Source organism: Streptomyces sp. MS191 (assembly GCF_008042125.1).
In the GTDB taxonomy this organism is placed as follows: domain Bacteria; phylum Actinomycetota; class Actinomycetes; order Streptomycetales; family Streptomycetaceae; genus Streptomyces.
Window position 1 is genome coordinate 1,482,843 of the sequence record NZ_RDBI01000040.1, and the last position, 24,397, is coordinate 1,507,239.

Annotated in this window: 21 protein-coding genes and 2 tRNA genes; 5 read left to right on the forward strand and 18 right to left on the reverse strand. The window is 70.1% G+C overall.

The annotated features are described in order from the left end of the window. Nucleotides 1-25 precede the first annotated feature (25 nt). The 10 genes from rodA to EAO71_RS13860 all read right to left on the reverse strand — a co-directional run bounded on the left by rodA (nucleotide 26) and on the right by EAO71_RS13860 (nucleotide 12,987). On the reverse strand, nucleotides 26-1,225 hold the full coding sequence (gene rodA, locus EAO71_RS13815) for a rod shape-determining protein RodA (protein WP_147978008.1): 1,200 nt from the start codon (nucleotides 1,223-1,225) through the stop codon (nucleotides 26-28). A 1-nt stretch (nucleotide 1,226) separates the two neighbouring features. Further along, nucleotides 1,227-3,473 carry a penicillin-binding protein 2 gene (gene mrdA / locus EAO71_RS13820; protein ID WP_147978009.1) on the reverse strand — a complete coding sequence of 749 codons (2,247 nt, stop codon included), beginning with the start codon at nucleotides 3,471-3,473 and terminating at the stop codon, nucleotides 1,227-1,229. Between the two features lie 19 nt (nucleotides 3,474-3,492). Then, entirely contained in the window at nucleotides 3,493-4,158 is a 666-nt protein-coding gene (gene mreD / locus EAO71_RS13825) for a rod shape-determining protein MreD (protein ID WP_147978010.1), read from the reverse strand. Next, entirely contained in the window at nucleotides 4,155-5,132 is a 978-nt protein-coding gene (mreC, locus tag EAO71_RS13830; protein ID WP_147978011.1) for a rod shape-determining protein MreC, read from the reverse strand. The genes mreD and mreC overlap by 4 nt, the downstream gene beginning before the upstream one ends. A gap of 117 nt (nucleotides 5,133-5,249) precedes the next feature. Next, the gene (locus tag EAO71_RS13835; protein ID WP_017239313.1) at nucleotides 5,250-6,269 is read right to left on the reverse strand and encodes a rod shape-determining protein; all 1,020 of its coding nucleotides are present in this window, start codon (nucleotides 6,267-6,269) and stop codon (nucleotides 5,250-5,252) included. Between the two features lie 284 nt (nucleotides 6,270-6,553). After that, nucleotides 6,554-6,967, reverse strand: coding sequence for a nucleoside-diphosphate kinase (gene ndk / locus EAO71_RS13840; protein WP_147978012.1), 414 nt, complete (start codon nucleotides 6,965-6,967; stop codon nucleotides 6,554-6,556). A 102-nt stretch (nucleotides 6,968-7,069) separates the two neighbouring features. Further along, nucleotides 7,070-7,441: a DUF4233 domain-containing protein gene (locus tag EAO71_RS13845; RefSeq protein WP_147978013.1), complete on the reverse strand. Its 372-nt coding sequence runs from the start codon at nucleotides 7,439-7,441 to the stop codon at nucleotides 7,070-7,072. A 5-nt stretch (nucleotides 7,442-7,446) separates the two neighbouring features. After that, the gene (gene folC / locus EAO71_RS13850) at nucleotides 7,447-8,955 is read right to left on the reverse strand and encodes a bifunctional tetrahydrofolate synthase/dihydrofolate synthase (protein WP_147978014.1); all 1,509 of its coding nucleotides are present in this window, start codon (nucleotides 8,953-8,955) and stop codon (nucleotides 7,447-7,449) included. A gap of 120 nt (nucleotides 8,956-9,075) precedes the next feature. After that, a complete protein-coding gene (locus EAO71_RS13855) occupies nucleotides 9,076-10,227 on the reverse strand; it encodes a sensor histidine kinase (RefSeq protein ID WP_147978015.1) in 1,152 nt (383 codons plus the stop codon). 138 nt (nucleotides 10,228-10,365) lie between these two features. After that, nucleotides 10,366-12,987, reverse strand: a complete 2,622-nt coding sequence (locus EAO71_RS13860) for a valine--tRNA ligase (protein ID WP_147978016.1) — start codon at nucleotides 12,985-12,987, stop codon at nucleotides 10,366-10,368. Nucleotides 12,988-13,125: 138 nt separating this feature from the next. On the opposite strand from EAO71_RS13860, the gene EAO71_RS13865 reads away from it, so the two are divergent. After that, nucleotides 13,126-14,073: a hypothetical protein gene (locus EAO71_RS13865; protein ID WP_147978017.1), complete on the forward strand. Its 948-nt coding sequence runs from the start codon at nucleotides 13,126-13,128 to the stop codon at nucleotides 14,071-14,073. A gap of 67 nt (nucleotides 14,074-14,140) precedes the next feature. On the opposite strand, the gene clpX is transcribed toward EAO71_RS13865, so the two are convergent. The 5 genes from clpX to EAO71_RS13890 all read right to left on the reverse strand — a co-directional run bounded on the left by clpX (nucleotide 14,141) and on the right by EAO71_RS13890 (nucleotide 18,828). Beyond that, a complete protein-coding gene (gene clpX / locus EAO71_RS13870) occupies nucleotides 14,141-15,424 on the reverse strand; it encodes an ATP-dependent Clp protease ATP-binding subunit ClpX (protein ID WP_147978018.1) in 1,284 nt (427 codons plus the stop codon). Between the two features lie 154 nt (nucleotides 15,425-15,578). Continuing rightward, nucleotides 15,579-16,256 carry an ATP-dependent Clp protease proteolytic subunit gene (locus tag EAO71_RS13875; RefSeq protein ID WP_147978019.1) on the reverse strand — a complete coding sequence of 226 codons (678 nt, stop codon included), beginning with the start codon at nucleotides 16,254-16,256 and terminating at the stop codon, nucleotides 15,579-15,581. 46 nt (nucleotides 16,257-16,302) lie between these two features. Beyond that, complete coding sequence (locus tag EAO71_RS13880) at nucleotides 16,303-16,920, reverse strand: ATP-dependent Clp protease proteolytic subunit (protein ID WP_147978020.1); 618 nt, start codon at nucleotides 16,918-16,920, stop codon at nucleotides 16,303-16,305. Nucleotides 16,921-17,153: 233 nt separating this feature from the next. Next, on the reverse strand, nucleotides 17,154-18,542 hold the full coding sequence (gene tig, locus EAO71_RS13885) for a trigger factor (RefSeq protein WP_147978021.1): 1,389 nt from the start codon (nucleotides 18,540-18,542) through the stop codon (nucleotides 17,154-17,156). A gap of 209 nt (nucleotides 18,543-18,751) precedes the next feature. Then, nucleotides 18,752-18,828, reverse strand: a tRNA-Pro gene (locus EAO71_RS13890). Nucleotides 18,829-18,959: 131 nt separating this feature from the next. Here EAO71_RS13890 and EAO71_RS13895 point away from each other — a divergent pair. Beyond that, nucleotides 18,960-19,033: transfer RNA gene (locus tag EAO71_RS13895), tRNA-Gly, on the forward strand. Between the two features lie 200 nt (nucleotides 19,034-19,233). Further along, the gene (locus tag EAO71_RS13900; protein ID WP_147978022.1) at nucleotides 19,234-19,617 is read left to right on the forward strand and encodes an amphi-Trp domain-containing protein; all 384 of its coding nucleotides are present in this window, start codon (nucleotides 19,234-19,236) and stop codon (nucleotides 19,615-19,617) included. 36 nt (nucleotides 19,618-19,653) lie between these two features. Here EAO71_RS13900 and EAO71_RS13905 read toward each other — a convergent pair whose 3' ends face one another. Continuing rightward, nucleotides 19,654-19,848, reverse strand: a complete 195-nt coding sequence (locus EAO71_RS13905) for a hypothetical protein (protein WP_147978023.1) — start codon at nucleotides 19,846-19,848, stop codon at nucleotides 19,654-19,656. Between the two features lie 353 nt (nucleotides 19,849-20,201). Here EAO71_RS13905 and EAO71_RS13910 point away from each other — a divergent pair, with 353 nt between their 5' ends. Next, nucleotides 20,202-21,284 carry an acyltransferase family protein gene (locus EAO71_RS13910; protein WP_147978024.1) on the forward strand — a complete coding sequence of 361 codons (1,083 nt, stop codon included), beginning with the start codon at nucleotides 20,202-20,204 and terminating at the stop codon, nucleotides 21,282-21,284. A 57-nt stretch (nucleotides 21,285-21,341) separates the two neighbouring features. Here EAO71_RS13910 and EAO71_RS13915 read toward each other — a convergent pair whose 3' ends face one another. Both EAO71_RS13915 and EAO71_RS13920 read right to left on the reverse strand, forming a co-directional pair. After that, complete coding sequence (locus EAO71_RS13915; protein ID WP_147978025.1) at nucleotides 21,342-21,791, reverse strand: HD domain-containing protein; 450 nt, start codon at nucleotides 21,789-21,791, stop codon at nucleotides 21,342-21,344. A gap of 41 nt (nucleotides 21,792-21,832) precedes the next feature. Further along, nucleotides 21,833-22,978, reverse strand: a complete 1,146-nt coding sequence (locus tag EAO71_RS13920; protein WP_147978026.1) for a PP2C family protein-serine/threonine phosphatase — start codon at nucleotides 22,976-22,978, stop codon at nucleotides 21,833-21,835. 107 nt (nucleotides 22,979-23,085) lie between these two features. On the opposite strand from EAO71_RS13920, the gene EAO71_RS13925 reads away from it, so the two are divergent. Next, the gene (locus tag EAO71_RS13925) at nucleotides 23,086-24,315 is read left to right on the forward strand and encodes a GNAT family N-acetyltransferase (RefSeq protein WP_147978027.1); all 1,230 of its coding nucleotides are present in this window, start codon (nucleotides 23,086-23,088) and stop codon (nucleotides 24,313-24,315) included. Nucleotides 24,316-24,397 lie beyond the last annotated feature (82 nt).

Genomic DNA, 24,397 nt, shown 5'->3' on the forward strand with positions numbered 1-24,397 from the left:
GATGCGCGCGGAAGGGCAGGGGCGCTCAGGCCGTCATCGGTCGCTGCACCCTGATGGACTGGAGCAGTCCGATCGCCACCCAGACCGCGAACATCGACGAGCCGCCGTAGGAGACGAACGGCAGGGGGAGTCCGGCGACGGGCATGATCCCGAGGGTCATGCCGATGTTCTCGAAGGACTGGAAGGCGAACCAGGCGATGATCCCGGCGGCGACGACGGTGCCGTAGAGCTCGGTGGTCTCGCGGGCGATGCGGCAGGCCCGCCAGAGGACCACGCCGAGCAGGACCAGGATCAGTCCGGCTCCGAGGAAGCCGAGTTCCTCGCCGGCCACGGTGAAGACGAAGTCGGTCTGCTGCTCGGGCACGAACTGGCCGGTGGTCTGGGAGCCGTGGAAGAGGCCGGCGCCGGTCAGTCCGCCGGAGCCGATGGCGATGCGGGCCTGATTGGTGTTGTAGCCGACGCCGGCCGGGTCGAGTTCCGGGTTGGCGAAGGCGGCGAAGCGGTTGATCTGGTACTCGTCCAGCATGCCGAGGGTGGTGACCAGGACGGCGCCGAGGACGCCGGCGCCGATCAGGCCGAGGACCCAGCGGTTGGAGGCGCCGGAGGCCAGGAGGACGCCGAGCACGATGACCGCCATCACCATGACCGAGCCGAGGTCGGGCATCAGCATGACGATGGCCATGGGCAGGGCGGCCAGTCCGAGCGCCTTGGCCACGGTGCGGTGGTCGGGGTGGAGCTGGTCGCCGGCGTCGACCTTGGCGGCCAGCAGCATCGCCATCACCAGGATGATCGTGATCTTCACGAACTCGCTGGGCTGGAGGGAGAAGCCGCCGCCGATGACGATCCAGGCGTGGGCGCCGTTGATGGTGGCGCCCAGCGGGGTGAGGACGGCGAGGATCAGGAGGATCGAGATGCCGTAGAGGATCGGCACCGCGCCGCGCAGGGTGCGGTGGCCGAGCCAGACGGTGCCGATCATCAGGGCGAGGCCGATTCCGGTGTTCAGGACGTGCCGGAACAGGAAGTAGTACGGGTCGCCGTTGTTGAGCTCGGTGCGGCCGCGGGTGGCGGACCAGACGAGCAGCGCGCCCATGAAGGAGAGGGCGAGCGCGGCGAGCAGCATCGGCCAGTCGAGCCGGCGCAGCAGCGAGTCGCGGGCGGTGAGTTTCGCGAACGCGCCGCGTTCGGGGGCGTACCGGGCGACGGAGAAGCCGTGGGGTGCGCTCATGTCAGTCCCTCCGCCAGGTGGCGGGCGGGCCCGCGAGGTCCTGCGCGTCGTCCGGTTTGGCCGGGTCCGCGGTCCCGTCGTCCGGCGGGGTGGCGTCCGTCTGGCCGCCGGCCTGCTTGAGCGGGTCGACCTTCTGGGACTCGGGGTCGTACGGCGTCACCTTCGGAGCGTCGATGGAGCCGTCGGCCTCGATCTTGGGCAGGCCCTTCTGCGGCTGCGGCAGCAGGGCCCGCTTGAGGTCCTGGTGGCCGGAGTCGTCGAGTCCGTAGAGCGCGTCGTAGATGTTGCGCACGGCGGGGCCGGAGGCGCCGGAGCCCGTACCACCCTGGGAGATCGTCATGACGATCGCGTACTCCTTGGTGTACGTGGCGAACCAGGAGGTCGTCTGCTTGCCGTAGACCTCCGCCGTACCCGTCTTGGCGTGCATCGGGATCTTGTCCTGCGGCCAGCCGCCGAATCGCCAGGCGGCCGTACCGCGGGTCGCGACTCCCGCGAGGGCCTCCTCTATCAACGCCTGGGTCTTGGTGTCCATCGGCAGGCGGCCGTGGGACTTGGGCTTGATCTCGGTGACCTTCTTGCCGTCGGGGCTGACGACCGCCTTGCCGACGGTGGGGTTGTACATCGTGCCGCCGTTGGAGATGGCGGCGTAGATGGTGGCCATCTGGATCGGGGTGACGAGCGTGTCGCCCTGGCCGATCGAGTAGTTGACCGAGTCACCGGCGCGCATCAGGTTGCCTTCGAGGCAGTTCTCGTAGCTGAGCTGCTGGACGTAGGTGCCGCCGCGCTTGCCGACCTTGCACCAGTAGTCCTTGTTGGCCGCCCAGAAGTCCTGCTTCCACTTGCGGTCGGGGACGCGGCCGGAGACCTCGTTGGGGAGGTCGATGCCGGTCTCGGCGCCGAGGCCGAACTGGTGCGCGGTCTTGTAGAACCAGTCCTTCGCGTTCTTCTTCGGCTTCATGCCGCCGTCCTTCTGCCACTGCTGGTGGGAGAGGGCGTAGTAGACGGTGTCGCAGGAGACCTCGAGGGCCTGGCCGAGGGTGATGGAGCCGTGGCCCTGGGACTCGAAGTTCTTGAAGACCTGGTTGCCGATGGAGTACGAGGAGGGGCACGGGTAGCGGCCGTTGAACTCGTACCCGGCGTTGACCGCGGCCGTGGTCGGGATGACCTTGAAGATCGAGCCGGGTGCGGCCTGGCCCTGGATGGCCCGGTTGAGCAGCGGGAGGTTGGACGCCTTGCTGGTGAGGGCCGCGTAGTCCTTGCCGGAGATGCCGCCGACCCAGGCGTTGGGGTCGTAGTCGGGAAGCGAGGCCATGGCGACGATCCGGCCGGTCTTCGCCTCCATGACGACGACGGCGCCGGAGTCGGCCTTGTAGTTCTCGCTGGTGTTCTTGTCGTAGGTCTTGCGGGCCTCCAGCATCGCGTTGTGGAGTTCCCACTCGGCGACCGCCTGGACGCGGGCGTCGATGGAGGTGACCACGTTGGCGCCGGGCACGGCCTTGTCGCTCTTGGCCTCGCCGATGACGCGGCCGAGGTTGTCGACCTCGTAGCGGGTGACCCCCGCCTTGCCGCGCAGCTCCTTGTCGTAGGTGCGCTCCAGGCCGGAGCGGCCGACCTGGTCGGAGCGGAGGAAGGGCGAGTCGCTGTCCTTGGCCTTCTCGATCTCGGCGTCGGTGACGGGCGAGAGGTAGCCGAGGACCTGCGAGGTCCTGGACTTGCCGGGGGCCGGGTAGCGGCGGACGGCGGTCGGTTCGGCGGTGATGCCGGGGAAGTCCTCGGCGCGCTCGCGGATCTGCAGGGCCTGCTGGGTGGTGGCCTCGGCGGTGACGGGGATCGGCTGGTAGGGGGAGCCGTTCCAGCAGGGCTGCGGCGTCTCGGAGTCGCAGAGCCGGACCTTGTCCATGACGTCCTTGGGCTTCATGCCCAGGACGCCGGCGAGGCGGGTGAGGACGCCCTTGCCGTCGTCCTTCATCTTCATCAGCTCGGTGCGCGACGCGGAGACCACGAGCCGGGTCTCGTTGTCGGCGAGCGGGACGCCGCGGGCGTCGAGGATGGAGCCGCGGACGGCGGGCTGGACGACCCGCTGGACGCCGTTGTTCTTGGCCTCGTCGGTGTACTCCTGGCCGTTGCGGATCTGGAGGTACCAGAGGCGTCCGCCGAGGGTGAGCAGGAGGGAGAAGACGAGGACCTGGATGACGACGAGCCGGATCTGGACCCTGGGTGTCCGCCCGGTCTCGGGGATGTTGCTCATACTGCGGTGGTCCCCTCGGTCACAGTCGCTTGACTCCCTTGATGCGTCCGGCGCGTGAGGCTCTGTTGCGGGCGGCCTTCACCCGGAGGCCGCTGCGCTGGCTGCCGATCCGCAGGCCGGTCCCCGAGGAGAGCCAGCCGGAGGCGACGTCGGCGCCGCCGCCTGCGGACTCGGCGAGCGGGTCGTTCTCCGCGCGCCGGGCCAGGGCCATGATCAGCGGCACGGTGAAGGGCGCGAGGAGGAGGTCGTAGACGGCCGCGGTGAACAGCAGCGAGCCGAGGCCGACATGGCGGGCGGCGGTGTCGCCGACGAGGGCGCCGACGCCCGCGTAGAGCAGGGTGGAGCCGATCGCGGCGGCGACGACCACGGCCATCGGGCCGGTGGCGGACTTGAGCCGGCCGTTGTCGGGGCGGGCCAGTCCGGCGAGGTAGCCGATGACGCAGAGGACCAGGGCGTAGCGGCCGGCGGCGTGGTCGGCGGGCGGGGCGAGGTCCGCGAGGAGGCCGGCGCCGAAGCCGATGAGCGAGCCGCTGACCGGCCCGTACACGAGTGCGAGACCGACGACGGTCAGCAGGACGAGGTCGGGGACGGCGCCCGGGAGCTGGAGGCGGGCGAGGACGGAGACCTGGACGACCAGGGCGACCACGACGAGTGTGACGGAGAGAAGGATGCGGTTGAACTTCACGGCGTCACTCCGTCCTCTTCGTTCCGTGCGGTGCCCTGGGTCTGCGGCTGTCCCGGCTGCTGCCCGTCCGGTGGTGGCGGGCTGACCGTGACGGTGACGGTCGGCGCGGGCTTGGGCTTGGCCGGCAGGACCGTGTCGCGGGGGTCGGTGCGCGGGGCCTGGACCACGATGCCGACGATGTCCAGCTTGGTGAAGCCGACGTACGGACGGACGTAGATGTTGCGGGTCAGGCCGCCGCCGGCCGGGTCGACGCGGACGACCTCGCCGACCGGGACGCCGGGCACGAAGGGCTTGTCGGCCTGCGAGCCGAAGGTGACGAGCCGGTCGCCGGCCTTCACCTTGGCCTTGCCGTTGAGCAGCTGGACGAGCAGCGGGCGGTCCCCCTGGCCGGTGGCGAAGCCGAGCTCGTCCGTCTTCTCCATGCGGGTGCCGACGGTGAAGTCGGGGTCGTTGGCGAGGAGCACGGTCGAGGTGGAGGGGCCGACGGTCGTGACGCGGCCGACGAGGCCGGAGCCGTTGAGCACGGTCATGTCCCGGGTGATGCCGTCGTTGGCGCCGGCGTCGATGGTGACGGTCCAGGAGAAGCCCTGGGCCGCTCCTATGGCGATGACCTCGGCCGCCTTGATCCCGTACTGTCCGGCGCCGGCCGTCTTCAGCATGGTGTCGAGCTCGCGGATCCGGCTGCGGTTGCGGTCGTCGCTGCCGAGCTTGGCCTTGAGGGCGGCGTTCTCGCGTTCCAGGGCGGCGATCCGGGTGTGGCGCTCTCCGGAGTCGCGTACCGCCCCTATGGCGTTGCCGATCGGGTCCACGGCCGCCGCGACGCCGTTCTCCACCGGTCCGAAGACCGCGGCGGCGGCTTGCCGGGCACCGTCCACCGGTGACTCCTGTCCGCCTCGGATGTCCACCGTGATCAGTGCGAACGCGATGGCGATCAGCAGCACCAGGAGCAGCCGGCTCTCTCGTGTGTCCCTCACGTGCGGCGGCCGTGCCTTTCCTCTTGGTTCGGTTGTTCTGTCCGATTCATGCCGTTATATCAACGATCCGCCGCCCGGGGGACCTTGCCACCCGTGCAGCGGATCGTCATCGGTCCGTTATCGGCGGGGCTGTGCGTCCAGGACCTGCTGGAGGGCTTCGAACTCCTCCACGCACTTGCCCGAGCCGAGCGCCACCGAGTCCAGCGGGTCCTCGGCGATGTGGATCGGCATGCCGGTCTCCCGGCGGAGTCGCTCGTCGAGGCCGCGCAGGAGGGCGCCGCCACCCGTGAGAACGATGCCGCGGTCCATCACGTCACCGGAGAGCTCGGGCGGGCACTTGTCGAGCGTCGTCTTCACGGCGTCGACGATGGCGTTGACCGGCTCCTCGATGGCCTTGCGGACCTCGGCGGCGGAGATGACCACGGTCTTGGGCAGGCCGGAGACGAGGTCGCGGCCCCGGATCTCGGTGTGCTCGTCCTTGTCGAGGTCGTAGGCCGAGCCGATGGTGATCTTGATCTGCTCGGCGGTCCGCTCACCGAGGAGCAGCGAGTACTCCTTCTTGATGTGCTGGATGATCGCGTTGTCCAGCTCGTCGCCGGCGACCCGGATCGACTGTGCCGTGACGATTCCGCCGAGGGAGATGACGGCCACCTCGGTGGTGCCGCCGCCGATGTCGACGACCATGTTGCCGGTCGCCTCGTGCACCGGCAGGCCCGAGCCGATGGCCGCGGCCATGGGCTCCTCGATGATGTGCACCTGGCGGGCGCCGGCCTGCGTCGACGCCTCGATGACGGCGCGGCGCTCGACTCCCGTGATGCCCGAGGGCACACAGACGACGACCCGGGGGCGGGCCAGGTAGCGGCGCTTGTGGATCTTGAGGATGAAGTAGCGGAGCATCCGCTCGGTGATCTCGAAGTCGGCGATCACGCCGTCCTTCAGAGGCCGGACCGCGACGATGTTGCCGGGCGTCCGCCCGATCATCTTCTTCGCCTCGGCGCCGACGGCCAGGATGCCACCGGTGTTGGTGTTGATCGCGACGACGGACGGCTCGTTCAGAACGATGCCTCGACCCCTGACGTACACCAGCGTGTTGGCGGTCCCGAGGTCGACAGCCATGTCACGGCCGATGAACGACATTGAGTTCCCCTTGTTTCCCATGAGGATGCGTCGGGCCTTCCCTATCGGAGCGTTGACGGCTTCTCAGGTCGGCGAGATGGTGGGCGAGTGGGTACTGCGGCTGGAGTTTTCCATCGTAGTGCCGCCCCCACGGATCCCGCGCGGCGGTCCACCTCAGTAGAGGTGACGGTAGGACGCTGCGATGCGTTCCCGATTGTGCCGTTCATATGCCCGGGGGCGACCGAAATTCCATCGGTCGCCCCAGGTCGTTGCGGTGTTCGGCTGACGTCGAGTCAGTGAACGGGTCAGACGAGACCCGGGAAGAAGATCTTCAGTTCCCGAATGGCGGACTCCTCGGAGTCCGACGCGTGGATCAGGTTCTCGCGGACGATGGTGCCGTAGTCCCCACGGATGGAGCCGGGCGCGGCCGCGATCGGGTCCGTCGGGCCGGCGAGGGTCCGCAGGCCCTCGATGACGCGCTCGCCCTCGACGACCAGGGCGACGACCGGGCCGGACTGCATGAAGCCCATCAGCGGCTCGTAGAAGGGCTTGCCCTTGTGCTCGCCGTAGTGCTGCTCCAGCGTCTCCTGGTCCAGCTCGCGCAGTTCCAGCGCGGCGAGGGTCCAGCCGGCCTTCCGCTCGATGCGGCCGATGATCTCGCCGACCAGGCCACGGCGGACGGCGTCGGGCTTGAGCAGGACGAGGCTGCGCTGGCTCACGGTGGGGACTCCTTCGTAATGCAGTGTGCGGGACCTCAGAGGCTACAGGGCGGACCCGGCGCGCGATTACGCAGCGTCAGGCCCTCGGGAGACGCCGGGCGCCTACGACGCCGAGGCGGCGGCGTCCGCGGCTTCCGCCGCCTCCGCCTGCGCGGCCCAGCGCGCCTTCGCCTCGTCGATCTTGCGGCCGTAGTGGATCGAGGCCCACCACAGCACCGCGAAGACGGCACCCAGGAAGAACATCACCGGCACCACGAAGCCGCTCGCGATCAGCGCGATCTGCAGCGCCCAGCCGAGCTGGAGCCCGCCCGGGCGGGTGATCATCCCGCACAGCAGGACCGACAGCAGCATCGCGACACCGCAGACCGACCAGACCGCCGCCATGGACAGGCTGTCGTCCTTCATGGCGACCAGACCGGCGAAGCCGATCACGAAGACCTCGCCGATCAGGGTCGAGGCACAGAGCGTACGCATCGGATTCAGCGCCTTCCCAGCAGCAGCCGGGCGTCCCCGACCGTGAAGATCGAACCGGTGACCAGCACACCCGCGCCGGCGTACTCGTCCTCTTCCTCGGCGAGCGTGATCGCCGCCTCGATCGCGTCGTCCAGCCGCGGCTCGACGACCACCCGCTCGTCGCCGAAGACCTCCACGGCGATCGCCGCGAGCGCGTCGACGTCGGTCGCGCGCGGGCTGGAGTTCGCCGTGATCACGATCTCCGCGAAGATCGGCTCGAAGGCCTCCAGGAGGCCCCGGGCGTCCTTGTCGGAGCTGGTGCTCACCACGCCGATGAGCCGGGAGAAGCCGAACGACTCGGCGATGCCGTCCGCCGTGGCCCGCGCGCCGGCCGGGTTGTGCGCCGCGTCCAGGATGACCGTCGGGGAGCTGCGCACGACCTCCAGGCGGCCCGGCGAGAAGACCGAGCCGAAGGCCCGGCGGACCGTGTCGATGTCCAGGGTGCGGGTCTGGTCCGCGCCGACGCCGAAGAACGCCTCGACGGCGGCGAGCGCCACCGCGGCGTTGTGCGCCTGGTGCGCGCCGTAGAGCGGCAGGAAGATCTCCTCGTACTCGCCGCCGAGGCCGCGCAGGGTCAGCAGCTGGCCGCCGACCGCGATCTCGCGCCGGACGACGCCGAACTCCATGCCCTCGCGCGCCACCGTCGCGTCCACCTCGACGGCCTTCTTCAGCATGACCTGCGCCGCGTCCACCGGCTGCTGCGCCAGGATCACGGTCGCGCCCTGCTTCACGATGCCGGACTTCTCGCCCGCGATCTCGCCGGGCGTGTTGCCGAGCCGGTCGGTGTGGTCCAGGTCGATGGGGGTGACGACGGCGACCGAGCCGTCGATGACGTTCGTGGCGTCCCAGGTGCCGCCCATGCCGACCTCGACGACCGCCACGTCCACCGGGGCGTCCGCGAAGGCCGCGTAGGCCATCGCGGTGATGACCTCGAAGAAGGAGAGCCGGAACTCCTCGCGGGCGTCCACCATCTCCACGTACGGCTTGATGTCCTGGTACGTCTCGACGAAGCGCTCGGCGGAGATCGGGGTGCCGTCCAGGCTGATCCGCTCGGTGATCGTCTGCACGTGCGGCGAGGTGTAGCGGCCGGTGCGCAGGTCGAAGGCGCCGAGCAGCGCCTCGATCATCCGCGCCGTGGACGTCTTGCCGTTGGTGCCGGTGATGTGGATCGAGGGGTACGCGCGCTGCGGCTCGCCCAGCACGTCCATCAGCGCGGCGATCCGGCGGACCGACGGCTCCAGCTTCGTCTCGCCCCAGCGCGTGGCCAGATCGGTCTCGACGTCACGCAGAGCCCGGTCCACCTCCGGGTCGGCGGGCCGGGCGGGCACGGGGTCGCCCTGGGGCGGACCGGACTGCGCGCGCAGCGTGCGGCTGCCGGCCTCGATCACCGCCAGGTCGGGGTCACGGTCGGTCTCGGCGTCGACGATCCCGTCGAAGGGGTCGGACTCGTCGAACTGGTCGCGGGGCTCACTCACGCGCCCAGTCTACGGAGGGGTACCGCCGTGGCCATGGACCCACCCCTTTCGGGACTTTCGGTCCACCGCCCGCCGGGCCGTCCGGGCGTACCCGGCGATCATGGGACCCCCGGACAGGCCTTAGAGGCGCAGGCCCGTCGGAAGCAGGGCGGTGACCCGGTAGGTGTCGCCGTCCGGGCCGGCCGTGAGCGTGCCGCCCATGCTGGTGACGCGTTCCTCCATCGAGAACAGGCCGGTGCCGGCCGAGACCGGGGCGCGGTCCGGCGGCGTCCGGGGCAGCGGGTTGGCGACCTCGACGAGCAGATCGGCTCCGGCGACCGTGATCGAGACGGTCACCGGCAGCCCGGGGGCGTGCTTGGCGGCGTTGGTGAGACACTCCTGGACCACCCGGTGCACGGCCGTCTGCCGGAGCGGGGACAGCGCCTTCGCCTCCTCGGCGACGGTCAGGTCCACCGGGCCGCCCATCCGCTCGCTCTCCTCGGCGAGCACGGCGAGGCCGTCCAGGCCGGGGGTCTCCGCCACCCCGTCCGCGCGGCGGACGACGGTCTCGTTGAGCATGTGGTGCGCCCGCCGCGCGGTGTCGGCGAGTTCCTCGAAGTCCTTCTGGTGGGCCTCTCCCCGGGCGCGTACGGACAGCACCTCGGCCCGCACCGCGAGCACCGTCAGCTCCCGGCCGACCAGGTCGTGCACGTCCCGCCCGACCGAGATCCGCTCCTCCTGCACCGCCTGCCGGGCGGCGGCCTCGGAGCGCTGGGCCTCCAGGGCCCGCACCAGGTCCTGGCGGTACGCGGCGATGCCGACGCCCGCGGCCAGGACACCGATCGGGACGACGAGGCTCAGGAAGTCGCTCAGCGTGTCGCCGTGCCGGGCGGGCCAGCCGGGGGTGAGGAAGAGACCGTACGCCGCGAGCACGTACAGCGCGGTCGCGACGATCGCGACCCGCCGGCCGCGGAAGCGGCCGAGCGAGTAGAGCGCGAACTGGACCATCGTGACCTCGTGGAGCCAGCCCATCAGGACGAGCGCCACGAGGTACGGCACCCAGGGCAGCCGGCGCCGCAGCACCAGCGTCCCGGCCCCGGCCGCCAGGACCAGGGAGGCGGTGACGCCCGTCAGCGAGTTGTCGGCGCGCGCGAGGCCCGGCACGTCGAGGGACATCAGCGCGAAGGCGCTCAGCGCGGTGACGACGTCGAGGGCGCGCGGTGAGCCCGCCCACCGGTCCACGCAGCGACGCAGCGCGTGGGCGGCGGGGAAGCGGAACATGCCCTCCATCATGCAAGGTCCTTGGACCCGGAGGGACGGACCTTGGTCACAAGTGGTGTGATGTCCGGCACTTCGGACAAAAGCGCGGGCCCGGAACCAGAGGGTTCCGGGCCCGCGTCGATCGATCCGCTCAGGCGTCCGCGACGGCCGTCAGGCCTGCGGCAGCCGGTCCAGCTGCGTCTGGATCCGGGCGATGTCCTCGTCCGCCTTGGCGAGGCGCGTCCGGATCTTCTCGACCACGTTGTCCGGCGCCTTCGCCAGGAACGCCTCGTTGCCGAGCTTGCCGTTGGCCTGCGCCTTCTCCTTCTCGGCAGCGGCGAGGTCCTTGGCGAGGCGCTTGCGCTCCGCCGCGACGTCGATCGTGCCGGACAGGTCGAGCGCGACCGTGGCACCGGCGACCGGCAGGGAGGCGGTGGCGGAGAAGCCCTCGCCCTCCGGCTGGAGCCGGAGCAGCTGCCGGATGGCCGCCTCGTGCGGGGCGAGCGCGGTGCCGTCCAGCTCCAGACGGGCCGGGACCTTCTGGCCGGGCTGCAGGCCCTGGTCCGAACGGAACCGGCGGACCTCGGTGACCACGCGCTGGACGAGCTCGATCTCGGCCTCGGCGGCGTCGTCGCGGAAGCCGGAGTCCTGGGGCCAGTCGGCGATGACGACCGATTCCTGACCCGTGAGCGTCGTCCAGAGCGTCTCGGTGACGAACGGGACGACCGGGTGGAGCAGCCGCAGGGTGACGTCCAGGACCTCGCCGAGGACACGGCCGGAGACCTTGGCCTGCTCGCCGCCGGCGAAGAACGTCGTCTTCGACAGCTCGACGAACCAGTCGAAGACCTCGTCCCACGCGAAGTGGTACAGGGAGTCCGACAGCTTCGAGAACTGGTAGTCGTCGTAGAACGCGTCGACCTCGGCGACCGTCTTGTTGAGACGGGAGAGGATCCAGCGGTCCGTGGCGGACATCTGCGACGGGTCCGGCAGCGGGCCCTCGACCGTGGCGCCGTTCATCAGCGCGAAGCGCGTGGCGTTCCAGATCTTGTTGGCGAAGTTCCGGGACGCCTGGACCCAGTCCTCGCCGATCGGCACGTCGACGCCGGGGTTGGCCCCGCGGGCCAGGGTGAAGCGGACGGCGTCGGAGCCGTAGGTGTCCATCCAGTCCAGCGGGTTGACCGCGTTGCCGAAGGACTTCGACATCTTCTTGCCGAACTGGTCGCGGACCATGCCGTGCAGGGCGATGGTGTGGAACGGCGGGGTGCCGTCCATCGCGTACAGGCCGAACATCATCATCCGGGCGACCCAGAAGAAGAGGATGTCGTAGCCGGTGACCAGGACGGAGTTCGGGTAGAACTTCGCCAGGCTGTCGGTCTGCTCGGGCCAGCCCAGCGTGGAGAACGGCCACAGGCCGGAGGAGAACCAGGTGTCGAGGACGTCGGTGTCCTGGTGCCAGCCCTCGCCCGTGGGAATCTCGTCGTCCGGTCCGACGCAGACGATCTCGCCGTTCGGGCCGTACCAGACCGGGATGCGGTGACCCCACCAGAGCTGGCGCGAGATGCACCAGTCGTGCAGGTTGTCGACCCAGTCGAAGTACCGCTTCTCCATCTCCTGCGGGTGGATCTTGACCTTGCCGTCGCGGACCGCGTCACCGGCGGCCTGGGCGAGCGGGCCGACCTTGACCCACCACTGCATCGACAGGCGCGGCTCGATGGTGGTCTTGCAGCGCGAGCAGTGGCCGACGGAGTGGACGTACGGACGCTTCTCGGCGACGATCCGGCCCTCGGCGCGCAGCGCGGCGACGATGGCCGAGCGGGCCTCCAGCCGGTCCAGGCCCTGGAAGGGGCCGTGGGCGGTGATGACCGCGCGCTCGTCCATGACGGCGAGGTTCGGCAGGTTGTGACGCTGGCCGATCTCGAAGTCGTTCGGGTCGTGCGCCGGGGTCACCTTGACGGCTCCGGTGCCGAACTCCGGGTCGACGTGCTCGTCGGCGACGACCGGGATCCGGCGGCCGGTGAGCGGGAGCTCGATCTCGGTGCCGACGAGGTGCTTGTAGCGCTCGTCCTCGGGGTGGACGGCGACGGCCGTGTCACCCAGCATCGTCTCGGCGCGGGTCGTGGCGACGACGATCTCCGTGTCGCCGGAGCCGTACCGGATGGAGACGAGCTCGCCGTCGTCGTCCTGGTACTCGACCTCGATGTCGGAGATGGCCGTGAGACAGCGCGGGCACCAGTTGATGATGCGCTCGGCGCGGTAGATCAGCTCGTCGTCGTAGAGCTTCTTGAAGATGGTCTGGACGGCCTGGGACAGGCCCTCGTCCATGGTGAAGCGCTCACGCGACCAGTCGACGCCGTCACCGAGACGGCGCATCTGGCCGGAGATCTGCCCGCCCGACTCGGCCTTCCACTGCCAGACGCGCTCGACGAACGCCTCGCGGCCCAGATCGTGGCGGGACTTGCCCTCCTTGGCGAGCTCGCGCTCGACGACGTTCTGGGTGGCGATGCCGGCGTGGTCCATGCCCGGCTGCCACAGCGTCTCGTAACCCTGCATCCGCTTGCGGCGGGTGAGGGCGTCGATCAGCGTGTGCTCGAAGGCGTGGCCCAGGTGCAGCGAGCCCGTGACGTTCGGCGGCGGAATGACGATGGTGTACGGAGGCTTGTCGCTGTTCGCGTCGGCCTCGAAGTAACCACGCTCTACCCAGCGCTCGTACAGCTTCCCCTCTACTTCGGCCGGCGCGTACTGGGTCGGCAGTTCGGGGTTGGCTGCTGGCTGCTGCTGAGTGTTGTCGGTCACGGGCCCAGTTTAGGGGTGTCACCGGGTGGTCCTGAAACGCGATTGTTCCGTAACGGTGTGACCCCCGCCGCCCCGGTGGCGACGCGGTTCCGACAGGATGTTCGCTACGCATAAACATCCTGTGAGGGGAACCTGTCCATGAGTTACAACCAGCCGGGCCCGTACGGCGGCCAGCCTCAGCAGCCCGGGCCGTACGGCCAGCCGGGCCCGTACGGTCAGCAGCCCCCGCAGCCGCCGCACGGTCAGCCCCAGCCCGGCTACGGCTACCCGCAGCAGGCGCCGCAGGGCGTGCCGCCGCAGCAGCAGCCGTACGGGTACCCGCAGCAGCAGCCCGGCCCCTACGGCCAGCCCCCTCAGCAGCCTCCGTACGGCCAGGCCCCGGGCGGCTACCCGCCGCCCCCGCCGGGTGCCCCGAAGAAGAAGACCGGCCTGATCATCGGTGGTGCCGTCGTCGCGCTCGCGCTGATCGCCGGTGGCGCGTGGTACTTCACCGCCGGGGGCGGCGGTTCCTCGGTGGCCGACGACGGCCCGCACAAGCTGGTCACCCCGGAGACGGTGCTCGGCGAGTACAAGAAGGCGCCGGGCAGCGACGGTGCGGGTGACAAGGACTCCCTCAAGGACGCGCAGCAGAACGGCGTCAAGAACGCCAAGAACGTCAGCGCGCTCTATCAGGTGAAGGACCCGGCCAACCCGCTCGGCACCAAGATGATCTCCCTCAACGGCCTGTACGGGGAGATCGACGACCCCGAGAAGGTCGTCGACAGCGTCTTCGCCAGCATCAAGACGGAGGCCGACAAGGACAAGGGGAAGGCCGACGAGCCCGAACTGCTCGGCAGCCCGAAGGAGTACGAGCCGGCGGAACTCGACGGCGCGATCCTCAAGTGCCAGCAGGCCAAGACCAAGGCCGACGCCGCCACGTCCGCGCCGGCGTTCACCATGACGTTCTGCGTGTGGGCCGACCACAGCACGGTGGGCTTCGTGACCCCGATGGACATGGCGTCCGTCGCCGCGGGCAAGGCCGGTTCCCCCGAGGAGGCGGCCACCATCTCGGCCAAGCTCCGCAAGGAAGTCCGCGTCAAGGCCTGACGCGCGACGCAGAGGGGCGCCCGGCCGGTTGWCGWCAACCGGCCGGGCGCCCCTCTGCTGTGACCTGCTACGCCGACTTCTCGTGGCGCCCGTCGTTCTTCACGATCCGCGGCACCAGCGTCGGGTTCACGTTGTTGTGCACGACGTCCGCCGTGATGACCACGCGGGCCACGTCCTTGCGGGACGGGACCTCGTACATCACCGACATCAGGACCTCTTCCATGATGGCCCGCAGGCCACGCGCGCCCGTGCCGCGCAGGATCGCCTGGTCGGCGATGGCCTCCAGGGCCGGGCGGTCGAAGTCCAGCTCCACGCCGTCCAGTTCGAAGAGCCGCTGGTACTGCTTCACCAGCGCGTTGCGCGGCTCGACGAGGATCTGCAGCAGCGCCTCGCGGTCCAGGTTGTGCACCGACGTCAGCACGGGCAGACGGCCGATGAACTCCGGGATCATCCCGAACTTCACCAGGTCCTCCGGCATGACCTCCTGGAACTGGTCGCTCGCCTCGATCTCGCGCTTGGAGCGGATGGTCGCCCCGAAGCCGATGCCCTTGGCGCCCGCACGCGACTCGATGATCTTCTCCAGGCCGGCGAAGGCGCCGCCCACGATGAAGAGCACGTTCGTCGTGTCGATCTGGATGAACTCCTGGTGCGGGTGCTTGCGGCCGCCCTGCGGCGGCACGGAGGCCGTGGTGCCTTCCAGGATCTTGAGGAGGGCCTGCTGGACGCCCTCGCCGCTCACATCACGGGTGATCGACGGGTTTTCACTCTTCCGAGCGACCTTGTCGATCTCGTCGATGTAGATGATCCCGGTCTCGGCCTTCTTGACGTCGTAGTCGGCCGCCTGGATCAGCTTGAGCAGGATGTTCTCGACGTCCTCGCCGACGTAGCCGGCCTCCGTGAGCGCCGTCGCGTCGGCGATGGCGAACGGGACGTTGAGCATCCGGGCCAGGGTCTGCGCGAGCAGCGTCTTGCCGGACCCGGTGGGGCCCAGCAGGAGGATGTTGGACTTCGCCAGTTCGATGGCGTCGTCACGGCCCTGCGCGCCGCCGTTCTCGCCGGCCTGGACGCGCTTGTAGTGGTTGTACACCGCGACCGAGAGGGCCTTCTTCGCGGGCTCCTGCCCGACGACGTACCCCTCGAGGAACTCGTAGATCTCGCGGGGCTTGGGGAGCTCCTCCCACCGCACCTCGCTCGTCTCGGCGAGTTCTTCCTCGATGATCTCGTTGCAGAGGTCGATGCACTCATCGCAGATGTACACACCGGGCCCCGCGATGAGCTTCTTCACCTGCTTCTGGCTCTTTCCGCAGAACGAGCACTTGAGCAGATCGCCGCCATCACCGATGCGTGCCACGAGGTGCTTCCCCTTCGCCTGGGAGTGCTTGGTTCAGCACTCCTGGTGCCTCATATTCGACGGTACCTTGCCGGACCCCCCGTTCGGGCCCCCCTTGACACGGTTCACATGAACGGGAACGGTCCGCGTGACCGTGTCAGGGGGAGGCCGAGGGTCAGGCTGCCGAGGCGGCCGTGCTCTTGCGGGTCGAGACGATCTGGTCGACAAGGCCGTACGCGAGGGCGTCCTCGGCGGTCAGGATCTTGTCGCGCTCGATGTCGTCGCGGATCTTCTCGATCGGCGTCGAGGAGTGCTTGGCCAGCATGTCCTCGAGCTGGGTGCGCATGCGCAGGATCTCGTTGGCCGCGATCTCCAGGTCGGAGAGCTGCTCACGGCCGGTGCCGCCGGACGGCTGGTGGATCAGCACACGGGCGTTCGGCAGGGCCATCCGCTTGCCGGGGGTGCCGGCGGCGAGCAGCACGGCCGCGGCGGAGGCCGCCTGGCCCATGCAGACCGTCTGGATGTCCGGCTTCACGAACTGCATCGTGTCGTAGATCGCCGTCAGCGCGGTGAAGGAGCCACCGGGGCTGTTGATGTAGATCGAGATGTCGCGGTCCGGGTCCATCGACTCCAGGCAGAGCAGCTGCGCCATGACGTCGTTGGCGGAGGCGTCGTCGATCTGCACGCCGAGGAAGATCACGCGCTCCTCGAAGAGCTTCGCGTACGGGTCGTACTCGCGGATGCCCTGGGAGGTGCGCTCGACGAAGCGCGGGACGACGTACCGGTTGTCCACCTGAGCGCCGGTGTAGAGGCCGCTCGCGGAGAAGTTGGGGGTCATTGGGGTGTTCACCATCCTGGTGGCGTTCGGTGGGCTGGGGCTCTTCAGCGGACTGCCGGGCTCAGGCGCCCGTGCCGCCGCCGCCGGGAACGCCCGCGGCGTGGGTGATGATGTCGTCGATGAGGCCGTACGCCTTGGCCTCCTCCGCAGTGAACCAGCGGTCGCGGTCGCCGTCGCGGATGATCGTCTCGACGGTCTGGCCGGAGTGGAGCGCGGTGATCTCGGCCATGCGCTTCTTCGTGCGAAGGAGGTACTCGGCCTGGATCTTGATGTCCGAGGCGGTGCCGCCGATGCCGGCGGAGCCCTGGTGCATCAGGACGTCGGTGTTCGGGAGCGCGAAGCGCTTGCCGGCGGTGCCGCCGGTGAGCAGGAACTGGCCCATCGAGGCCGCCATGCCCATACCGATCGTGACGACGTCGTTGGGGATGTACTGCATGGTGTCGTAGATGGCCATACCGGCCGTCACCGAGCCACCGGGGCTGTTGATGTACAGGAAGATGTCCTTCTCCGGGTCTGCTGCCAGGAGGAGCATCTGCGCCGTGATCTTGTTGGCGATCTCGTCGTCGACCTGCTGGCCGAGGAAGACGATGCGCTCGCCGAGCAGCCGGTTGTAGACATGGTCGCCGAGGCCGCCACCGATGGACGGCTCACCCGCGGCGTAAGGCATCAGATTCGTCACGTATCCACCTGCTCGTCTCTGACGGCTCCGGCCGTCTCAGCGTCTCTCGTACTGGGGACGGGGTACGACCCTGCCCTCGTATTCATGGACCCTAACGCGCAGGTAGGACAACGCCATCCCGCTTCCCGAACTGTTCGCTGGGAGCGCAAGGTAGTTGGGGGTCCTGCGCATACGTCCACGGGCCCGGGCGCACCGAAGTGCGTCCGAGCCCGTGGAGCGGTTCAGCGCGAGGCTCAGGCCTCGTTCTTCTCCTCGGCGACCTCGGTCTCGCCGGTGACGGCCTCGACCGTCTCGGCGGCGGCCTCGTCCTCGTCGTCCTCGAGGTCGACGGTCTCACCGTTGGTGTCGACGACCTTGGCGGCCTCGACGACGACCGCGAGGGCCTTTCCGCGGGCGACCTCGCCGACGAGCATCGGCACCTGGCCACCCTCGACGACGGCCTGGGCGAACTGGTCGGGGCTCATGCCGGAGGAGGCGGCGCGGCGCATGAGGTGCTCGGTGAGCTCCTCCTGGCTGACGTTCAGCTTCTCCTTGTTGACGAGCTCATCGAGGATGAACTGCGTCTTGATGCCCTTCTCGGCCTGCTCCTTGGTCTCGGCCAGGAACTCGTCCTCGGTCTTGCCCTGGATCTCCAGGTACTTGTCGAGGGTCAGGCCCATCTGACCGAGCTGGTGGTGCTCCAGGTTGTGCTTGCGGGTGTTGATCTCGTCCTCGAGAAGCTTCTCGGGCATCGGGACCTCGACCAGCTTGAGGAGCTCGTCGAGGACGCGCTCCTGGGCCTGGGTGGCCTGGTCGAACTGCTTCATGTTCTCGAGGCGCTTGCGGCTGTCGGCCTTGAGCTCGTCGAGGGTGTCGAACTCCGACGCCATCTGCGCGAACTCGTCGTCCAGCTCGGGGAGCTCGCGGGCGGAGACGGCGGTGACCTTGACGGTGACCTCCGCGTCCTTGCCCTCGGCGGAGCCGCCCTTCAGCTGCGAGGTGAAGGTGGCGTCGTCGCCGGCCTCCAGGCCGGTGACGGCCTCGTCGATGCCGTCGAGGAGCTCGCCGGAACCGATGGTGTACGAGACACCCTCGGCGACACCGTCGGGCAGGACCTCGCCGTCGACCTTGGCCTCGAGGTCGATGGTGACGACGTCACCCTCGGCCGCGGCGCGCTCGACGGGGTTGGTGGAGGCGAAGCGCTCGCGCAGCTGCTCCACGGACTTCTCGACGTCCTCGTCGGTGACCTCGACGGCRTCGACGGTGACCTCGATGCCCGAGTAGTCCGGGATCTCGAGGACCGGACGGATGTCGACCTCGGCGGTGAAGGCCAGCAGCTCGCCGTCCTTCAGCTCCGTGATGTCGACCTCGGGCTGACCCAGCGGGTTGACCTCGGCCTCGTTGACGGCCTCGGTGTAGAACTTCGGGAGGGCGTCGTTGACGGCCTCCTCCAGCACCGCACCACGGCCGAACCGCTGGTCGATCACACGAGCCGGGATCTTGCCCTTACGGAAGCCCTTGACCGTGACCTGCTGGTTGATCTTCTTGTACGCCGCGTCGAGGCTGTCCTTGAGCTCCTCGAAGGGCACCTCGACAGTGAGCCGAACCCGAGTCGGGTTCAGGGTCTCCACGGCGCTCTTCACGGTTCGGTCTCCTTGGTGGCTGATTCTTGGATTCTGCCGATGCCGCTTGGTGGCGGTTCCGGCCGATCGGCCCGGTCAGAGAGACACACGGGCACGCAGCTTGCATAGTAACCGCAAGCGGGATGACGCCCACAACGCGATCATGTGGGCGGATCCGGTCACGCCCGCCGCCGTCCGCCGCTGCGCGTGGTGACGCTCGCCGATCGTGGTGGTCGGGGTGGCGGGATTTGAACCCACGGCCTTCCGCTCCCAAAGCGGACGCGCTACCAAGCTGCGCCACACCCCGTCGGTGCGACACGTAGGGTACATGGACGGAGACAGTGCGACGCCCCCGTTTCAAGGGGCGTGCGGGGACCGCCCGGGACCCGCTACGATGCTGTCCGTGCCGCGGCCCTCGTGACCTGCGGCGCGATCTGTGCGGGCGTAGCTCAATGGTAGAGCCCTAGTCTTCCAAACTAGCTACGCGGGTTCGATTCCCGTCGCCCGCTCCACGGCCCAGGGCCGGTCCGGAGATCACTCTCCGGACCGGCCCTGAGGCGTTTCAGGGGCGCCGGCGGGCGCCGGGGGGCGCGCGGATGCATCGCGCGGGATGCCGGGTCCGGCGGGCGCCCGCAGAATGAACTCAGTCCCTTCTCCCCGTTTCCCTCGTCTGCTTTCTCTCCGCTCCCTCTCCGCCGCATCGGAGGCAGTCATGAAGGACCTGAAGTTCGAGCAGAAGCGCTCGTTGTCACGTCTGGAGGCGGCCGATCAGCTCTCGGCACTGGCCGAGGCGCTGCGGCAGGGCGGGGAGGCCGAGCTGGAACTGGGCTCCGGGACGCTGAGCATGCGGATCCCCGAGGAGCTCCGCAGCGAGGTGGAGTTCGAGGTCGGCGACGGCGAGATCGAGCTGGAGATCGAGTTCACATGGCCGACGCGACGGGTACGGAAGGCCGCCCCCAGGCCCCCCGAGGCCGAGTCCGGGGAGAAGGCCGTCGCGAAGCCGGCGCGCAGCCGGAAGAGCACGGCTGCGAGGCCCGCGCCGAAAGCCGCCGGCGGGGCGAGGAAGACGAAGCGGGCCGCCTCGAAGTCGGCCTGAGGACCGGTGGGCGGCAGCCGGCCGGGAGCGGCCGGCTCAGAACTTGATGGAGCTGACGGTCTGCGTTATCGAGTCGAGGAAGCGCTGGATGTCGTCGGCCATGCCCGTGGAGGCAAGGAAGAAGCCGAAGAGCACCGCGACGACGGCCGGTCCGGCCTTCAGGTTCCCGCCGCGGATCAGCACCACCAGGATGATCGCCAACAGCAGCACCACAGACAGTGAAATGGCCACAACTGATCACACCCTCGGTCGGTCCCACCTTGCCGCCCGGGAGCGCACGTCACAGAACACCCCCGCTGTATCCATCGTGCCACCAACTGCCGCCCCCTGAACGCCGGGTGGGCAATCGCCGAGGTCGGATTCGAGCCAACCCACAGGATCCCGCCGGGATCCCCGCACGGGCCACACTCCTTCTCCACAGCAAATGTGCAGCAGCGGGCAAGGTGACCGAGGTCATCGGGCACCGCCCCCTTTAAGCCGGATTAATCGGTCCATTGCGGGTGTTGTCGCCGCGTGTCCGACAGGACGGGACAGAGCAGAAGAGGGCTTTACGTCTGCGATTTCACGCCGTTAGGGTGCGGCAGATGTCCTCCCCCCACGGCGTGTCCGAACGTGTCCGATCCCCTCACGAGCGGACACCCGGACCGACAGGCACCGGCCCGCAGCCGGCCGCGCGACGCGAGGCGTACTTCGACAACGTGAAGTACCTCGCGATCGTGCTCGTGGCCGTCGGCCACGCCTGGGAGCCGCTGCTGGGCGGCAGCCGCGCCACCCAGGCGCTGTACATGATCGTCTACACCTTCCACATGCCGGCCTTCATCCTGGTCTCCGGCTACTTCTCGAAGAGCTTCACCGCCCGGCCCGATCAGCTCCGGCGCCTGGTGACCGGGGTGCTGGTCCCCTATCTCGTCTTCGAGACCGCCTACTCGCTCTACCTGCGGTGGGCCGGGGGCGAGCCGGACCAGCCGCTCAGCCTGACCGACCCCTTCTATCTGACGTGGTTCCTGCTGGCCCTGTTCGTCTGGCGGCTGTCGGCCCCGCTGTGGCTCACGCTGCGCCATCCGGTGGCGGTGGCCCTGACGGTCGCGGCGCTCGCCTCCCTCACCCCGGGCATCGGCGGCGACCTGGACCTCCAGCGCGTGCTGCAGTTCCTGCCCTTCTTCGTGCTCGGTCTGGTGCTGCGCCGGGAACACTTCGAGCTGCTGCGCCGGAAGGCGGTCCGCGTGCTCGCGCCGGTGGTGGTGCTCGGGGCGCTCGTCGTCGCCTACTGGGCGGCGCCGCGCATGAAGAACGGCTGGTTCTACCGGGCGGACAGCGCCCAGGAGATAGGCGCGTCCGGCTGGACCGGACCGGTCATGACCCTGCTGCTGTTCGGCTGCGCGCTGCTGCTGACGGCGGCGTTCCTGGCCTGGGTGCCCCGCCGGCGGACCTGGTTCACCGTGCTGGGCGGAGGCACGCTCTGCGGCTACCTGCTGCACGGCTTCCTGGTGAAGGGCTTCGCGTACGCCCGGCTGCCGGAGCTGTACCCGTGGCTTCGCTCGCCCGCCGGCGAGGTCCTGGTGACGCTGGGCGCCGCGGCGGCGGTGACCCTCCTGTGCACCCCGCCGGTACGGCGGGCGATGCGCGGGGTGACCGAGCCCCGCCTCGCGTGGGCGTTCCGGCGCTAGGGCGGGTCGCGAAAGTCCCGGGCTGAGCCGCGCTGTCAGCCCGCGGTCAGCCCGCGGTCAGTCCGCGGTCAGTCCGAGCAGGGCGCGTACCCGGGCGTACTTGGCCGTGAGCCGGATGCGGGTGGGCTCGTCGAGGACGGCGAGCCGGGCCGGGTCGGCGTTGTGCGCGAGATCGGCCTCCTTCACCAGCAGCGCGCCGGGGGTGGCCAGGATCCGCCGGGTGTAGTCCTCCGTCTCCTCGCCGGGGCGCTTGCTGAGCGCGAGGACCATGTCCTGGACCGTGCGCGGCAGGGCGAGGTCCGCGAGCCGGCCGGCGGAGAGCGCGTCGTCCTCCACGGAGTCGTGCAGCCAGGCCGCCGCGATCTGCTCGTCGCTGCCGCCGCGCGCCCGTACCCCCTCGGCGACGGCCTGGAGGTGTTCGGCGTAGGGGCGCCCCGCCTTGTCGGTCTGCCCCTGGTGGACGTCGCGGGCGAGGCGCTCGATCTCGGCGAGGGTGAGGTACGGCATGCGCCGACTCTACGGGCCGGGGGGTGATCCCCACCCCCCTGTCACGCCTGGCGGCTGATGAGCAGCAGGGCGCGGTCGTCGTTCACGTCCTTGGCGCAGGCCTCGATGAGGTGCCAGGCCGCGCCCTCGAAGCCGGAGGCGACATAGCGGTCGGCCTCGCCGGTGAGCCGGTCGATGCCCTCGGCGATGTCGCGGTCGGCGGCCTCGACGAGTCCGTCGGTGAAGAGCATCAGGACGTCACCCGGCCGCAGGGAGCCCTTGACGGGGTGGAACTCGGCGCCGTCGTAGACGCCGAGGAGGGGGCCGTCGGCGGCCTTCTCCTCCCAGCGTCCGCTGCCGGCGTGCAACTGGAGGGCGGGGAGGTGGCCGGCGGACAGCAGCTCGTAGTCCCCCGACTCCAGGTCGAGGACGAGGTGGATGGAGGTGGCGAAGCCCTCGTCCCAGTCCTGGCGCAGGAGGTAGCCGTTGGCGGCGGGCAGGAAGCCGTGCGGGGGCAGTGAGCCGAGCAGCCCGCCGAAGGCGCCGGAGAGCAGCAGCGCGCGGGAGCCGGCGTCCATGCCCTTGCCGGAGACGTCGGTGAGGAGCACCTCCAGGGTCCGGCCGCCGTGGGTGCGGGCCGCGACGACGAAGTCGCCGGAGAAGGACTGGCCGCCGGCCGGGCGCAGGGCCATCTCGCGGTGCCAGCCCTTGGGGAGCCGGGGCAGGGCGCTCTGGACCCGGATGCGTTCGCGCAGGTCGAAGAGCATGGTGCCGCCGCGCCGCCAGGGCACGCCGACCCGCGCCCGGAACTGGGCGATGAGCAGTCCGAAGAGTCCGCACGCGGCCACCACGAGGACCGTGCCCGGGGTGACCCGGGCGGGGCCCTCCAGGTAGGGGCCGAGGACGAGGGACTCGACGATGAGGGCGCCGGCGGAGGCCGCGTACAGGCCGAGGAGGCTGGCGGGCCGTAGGAGCAGTCCGCCGGCCACGATCGGCAGGACGAGGGCGGCCGGTGCGCACCACACCGGGTTGGCGAGGGTGCCCCAGGTGATCGCGGGGACGGTGAGGAGGAGGCCGGCCAGTGCGACCCAGTCGGAGCCGTCGCCGCGGAAGTAGTCCACGCCGGACTTGCGCAGCGCGATACGGACCCGGTGTGCGCTCTTGCGCAGCCGGGCCGTGTACGAATCGACACCCGTGCGACGTCCCATTGGGCTGGACCCTATCCACCCGATCGGACCTCGTGCAGGGGGACCCCGGAGACATTGCGCGCGAAATCGGGTCGCCCTCGGTCCGGGGGCGCTGATATCGATGGCATATGACGACTGAGCTGCGGGTACTCGACCCGGCCGAGTGGGACGACTGGTACGCGATGCTGGAGCTCGCCTTCGGTGGTGTCCCGGAGGCCATCGAGGAGCGCGGGCTCTGGCGGGAGCTGACCGAGTGCGAGCGGTCCCTCGGCGTCTGGGACGGCGGGCGCTGTGTGGGGTCGGCGGGAGCGTTCCGGTTCCGGATGTCCGTGCCGGGCGGCGCGATCGTGCCGACGGCCGGCGTCACGATGGTGGGGGTGGCCGCGACGCACCGGCGGCGGGGCCTCCTGACGTCGATGATGCGGCGCCAGCTGGACGACGTGCGGGCGTGGGGCGAGCCGCTGGCGGTGCTGACGGCCTCGGAGCCGGAGATCTACGGGCGCTTCGGGTACGGGATCACCGCGTACACGAGCCGGGCGACGATCGACACGAACCGGGTGCGGCTGACGGTGCCGCGCGGCACGGACGAGGTGACGCTGCGGCAGGTGGATCCGGTGGAGGCGACCGACCGGTGCGAGGCGGTGTACGCGCGCCGGGTCGCGCACCGGCCGGGGATGATGGCACGGCAGCCGAAGTGGGAGCGGTTGCCGCGGCTCGACCCGCCGGGCGAGCGCGCCGGCGCCTCCCCGCTCCAGTGCGTGCTGGCGGAGCGGGACGGGGAGGTGGTCGGGTACACGCTGTACGCGATCAAGCCGGAGTGGTCTCCCGCGGGGGCCGAGGGTTCCGTGTTGCTGAGGGATCTGGAGGCGCTGGATCCGGCGGCGGAGGCGGCGCTGTGGCGGTTCCTGTGTTCCGTGGACCTGACGTCGAAGGTGCAGATCCACAGCCGGCCGGTGGACGACGCCTGGCAGCACCTGGTGAGTGACATCCGGCGCTGCACGCCGACGCAGCGTGACCAGCTGCACCTGCGGCTGGTGGAGGTGGGGGCGGCGCTGGAGGCCCGCGCCTACCAGGCGCCGGTGGATGTGGTGTTCGAGGTGGAGGACGCGTTCTGCCCCTGGAACGAGGGGCGTTGGCGGCTGACCGGGGACGCGAAGGGAGCGGTCTGCGTCCGGACCGCGGATCCGGCCGATCTCTCTTTGTCCGTAAGGGAGTTGGGCGCGGCGTATCTGGGCGGGATCTCGCTCGTGTCGCTGGCGGCGGCCGGGCGCGTACGGGAGCTCCGGGCGGGCGCGCTGACGGAGGCGTCGGTGGCCTTCGGCTGGCCGGTGGCGCCCTGGCTGCCGCACGGTTTCTGATCCGGCCCCGCCGGGCGGCGGCCCGGGCTTCGCGTGCGCGCGTACCGGCAGACGGCGCGCGCCCCGGCCCCGGCGCGGGGCC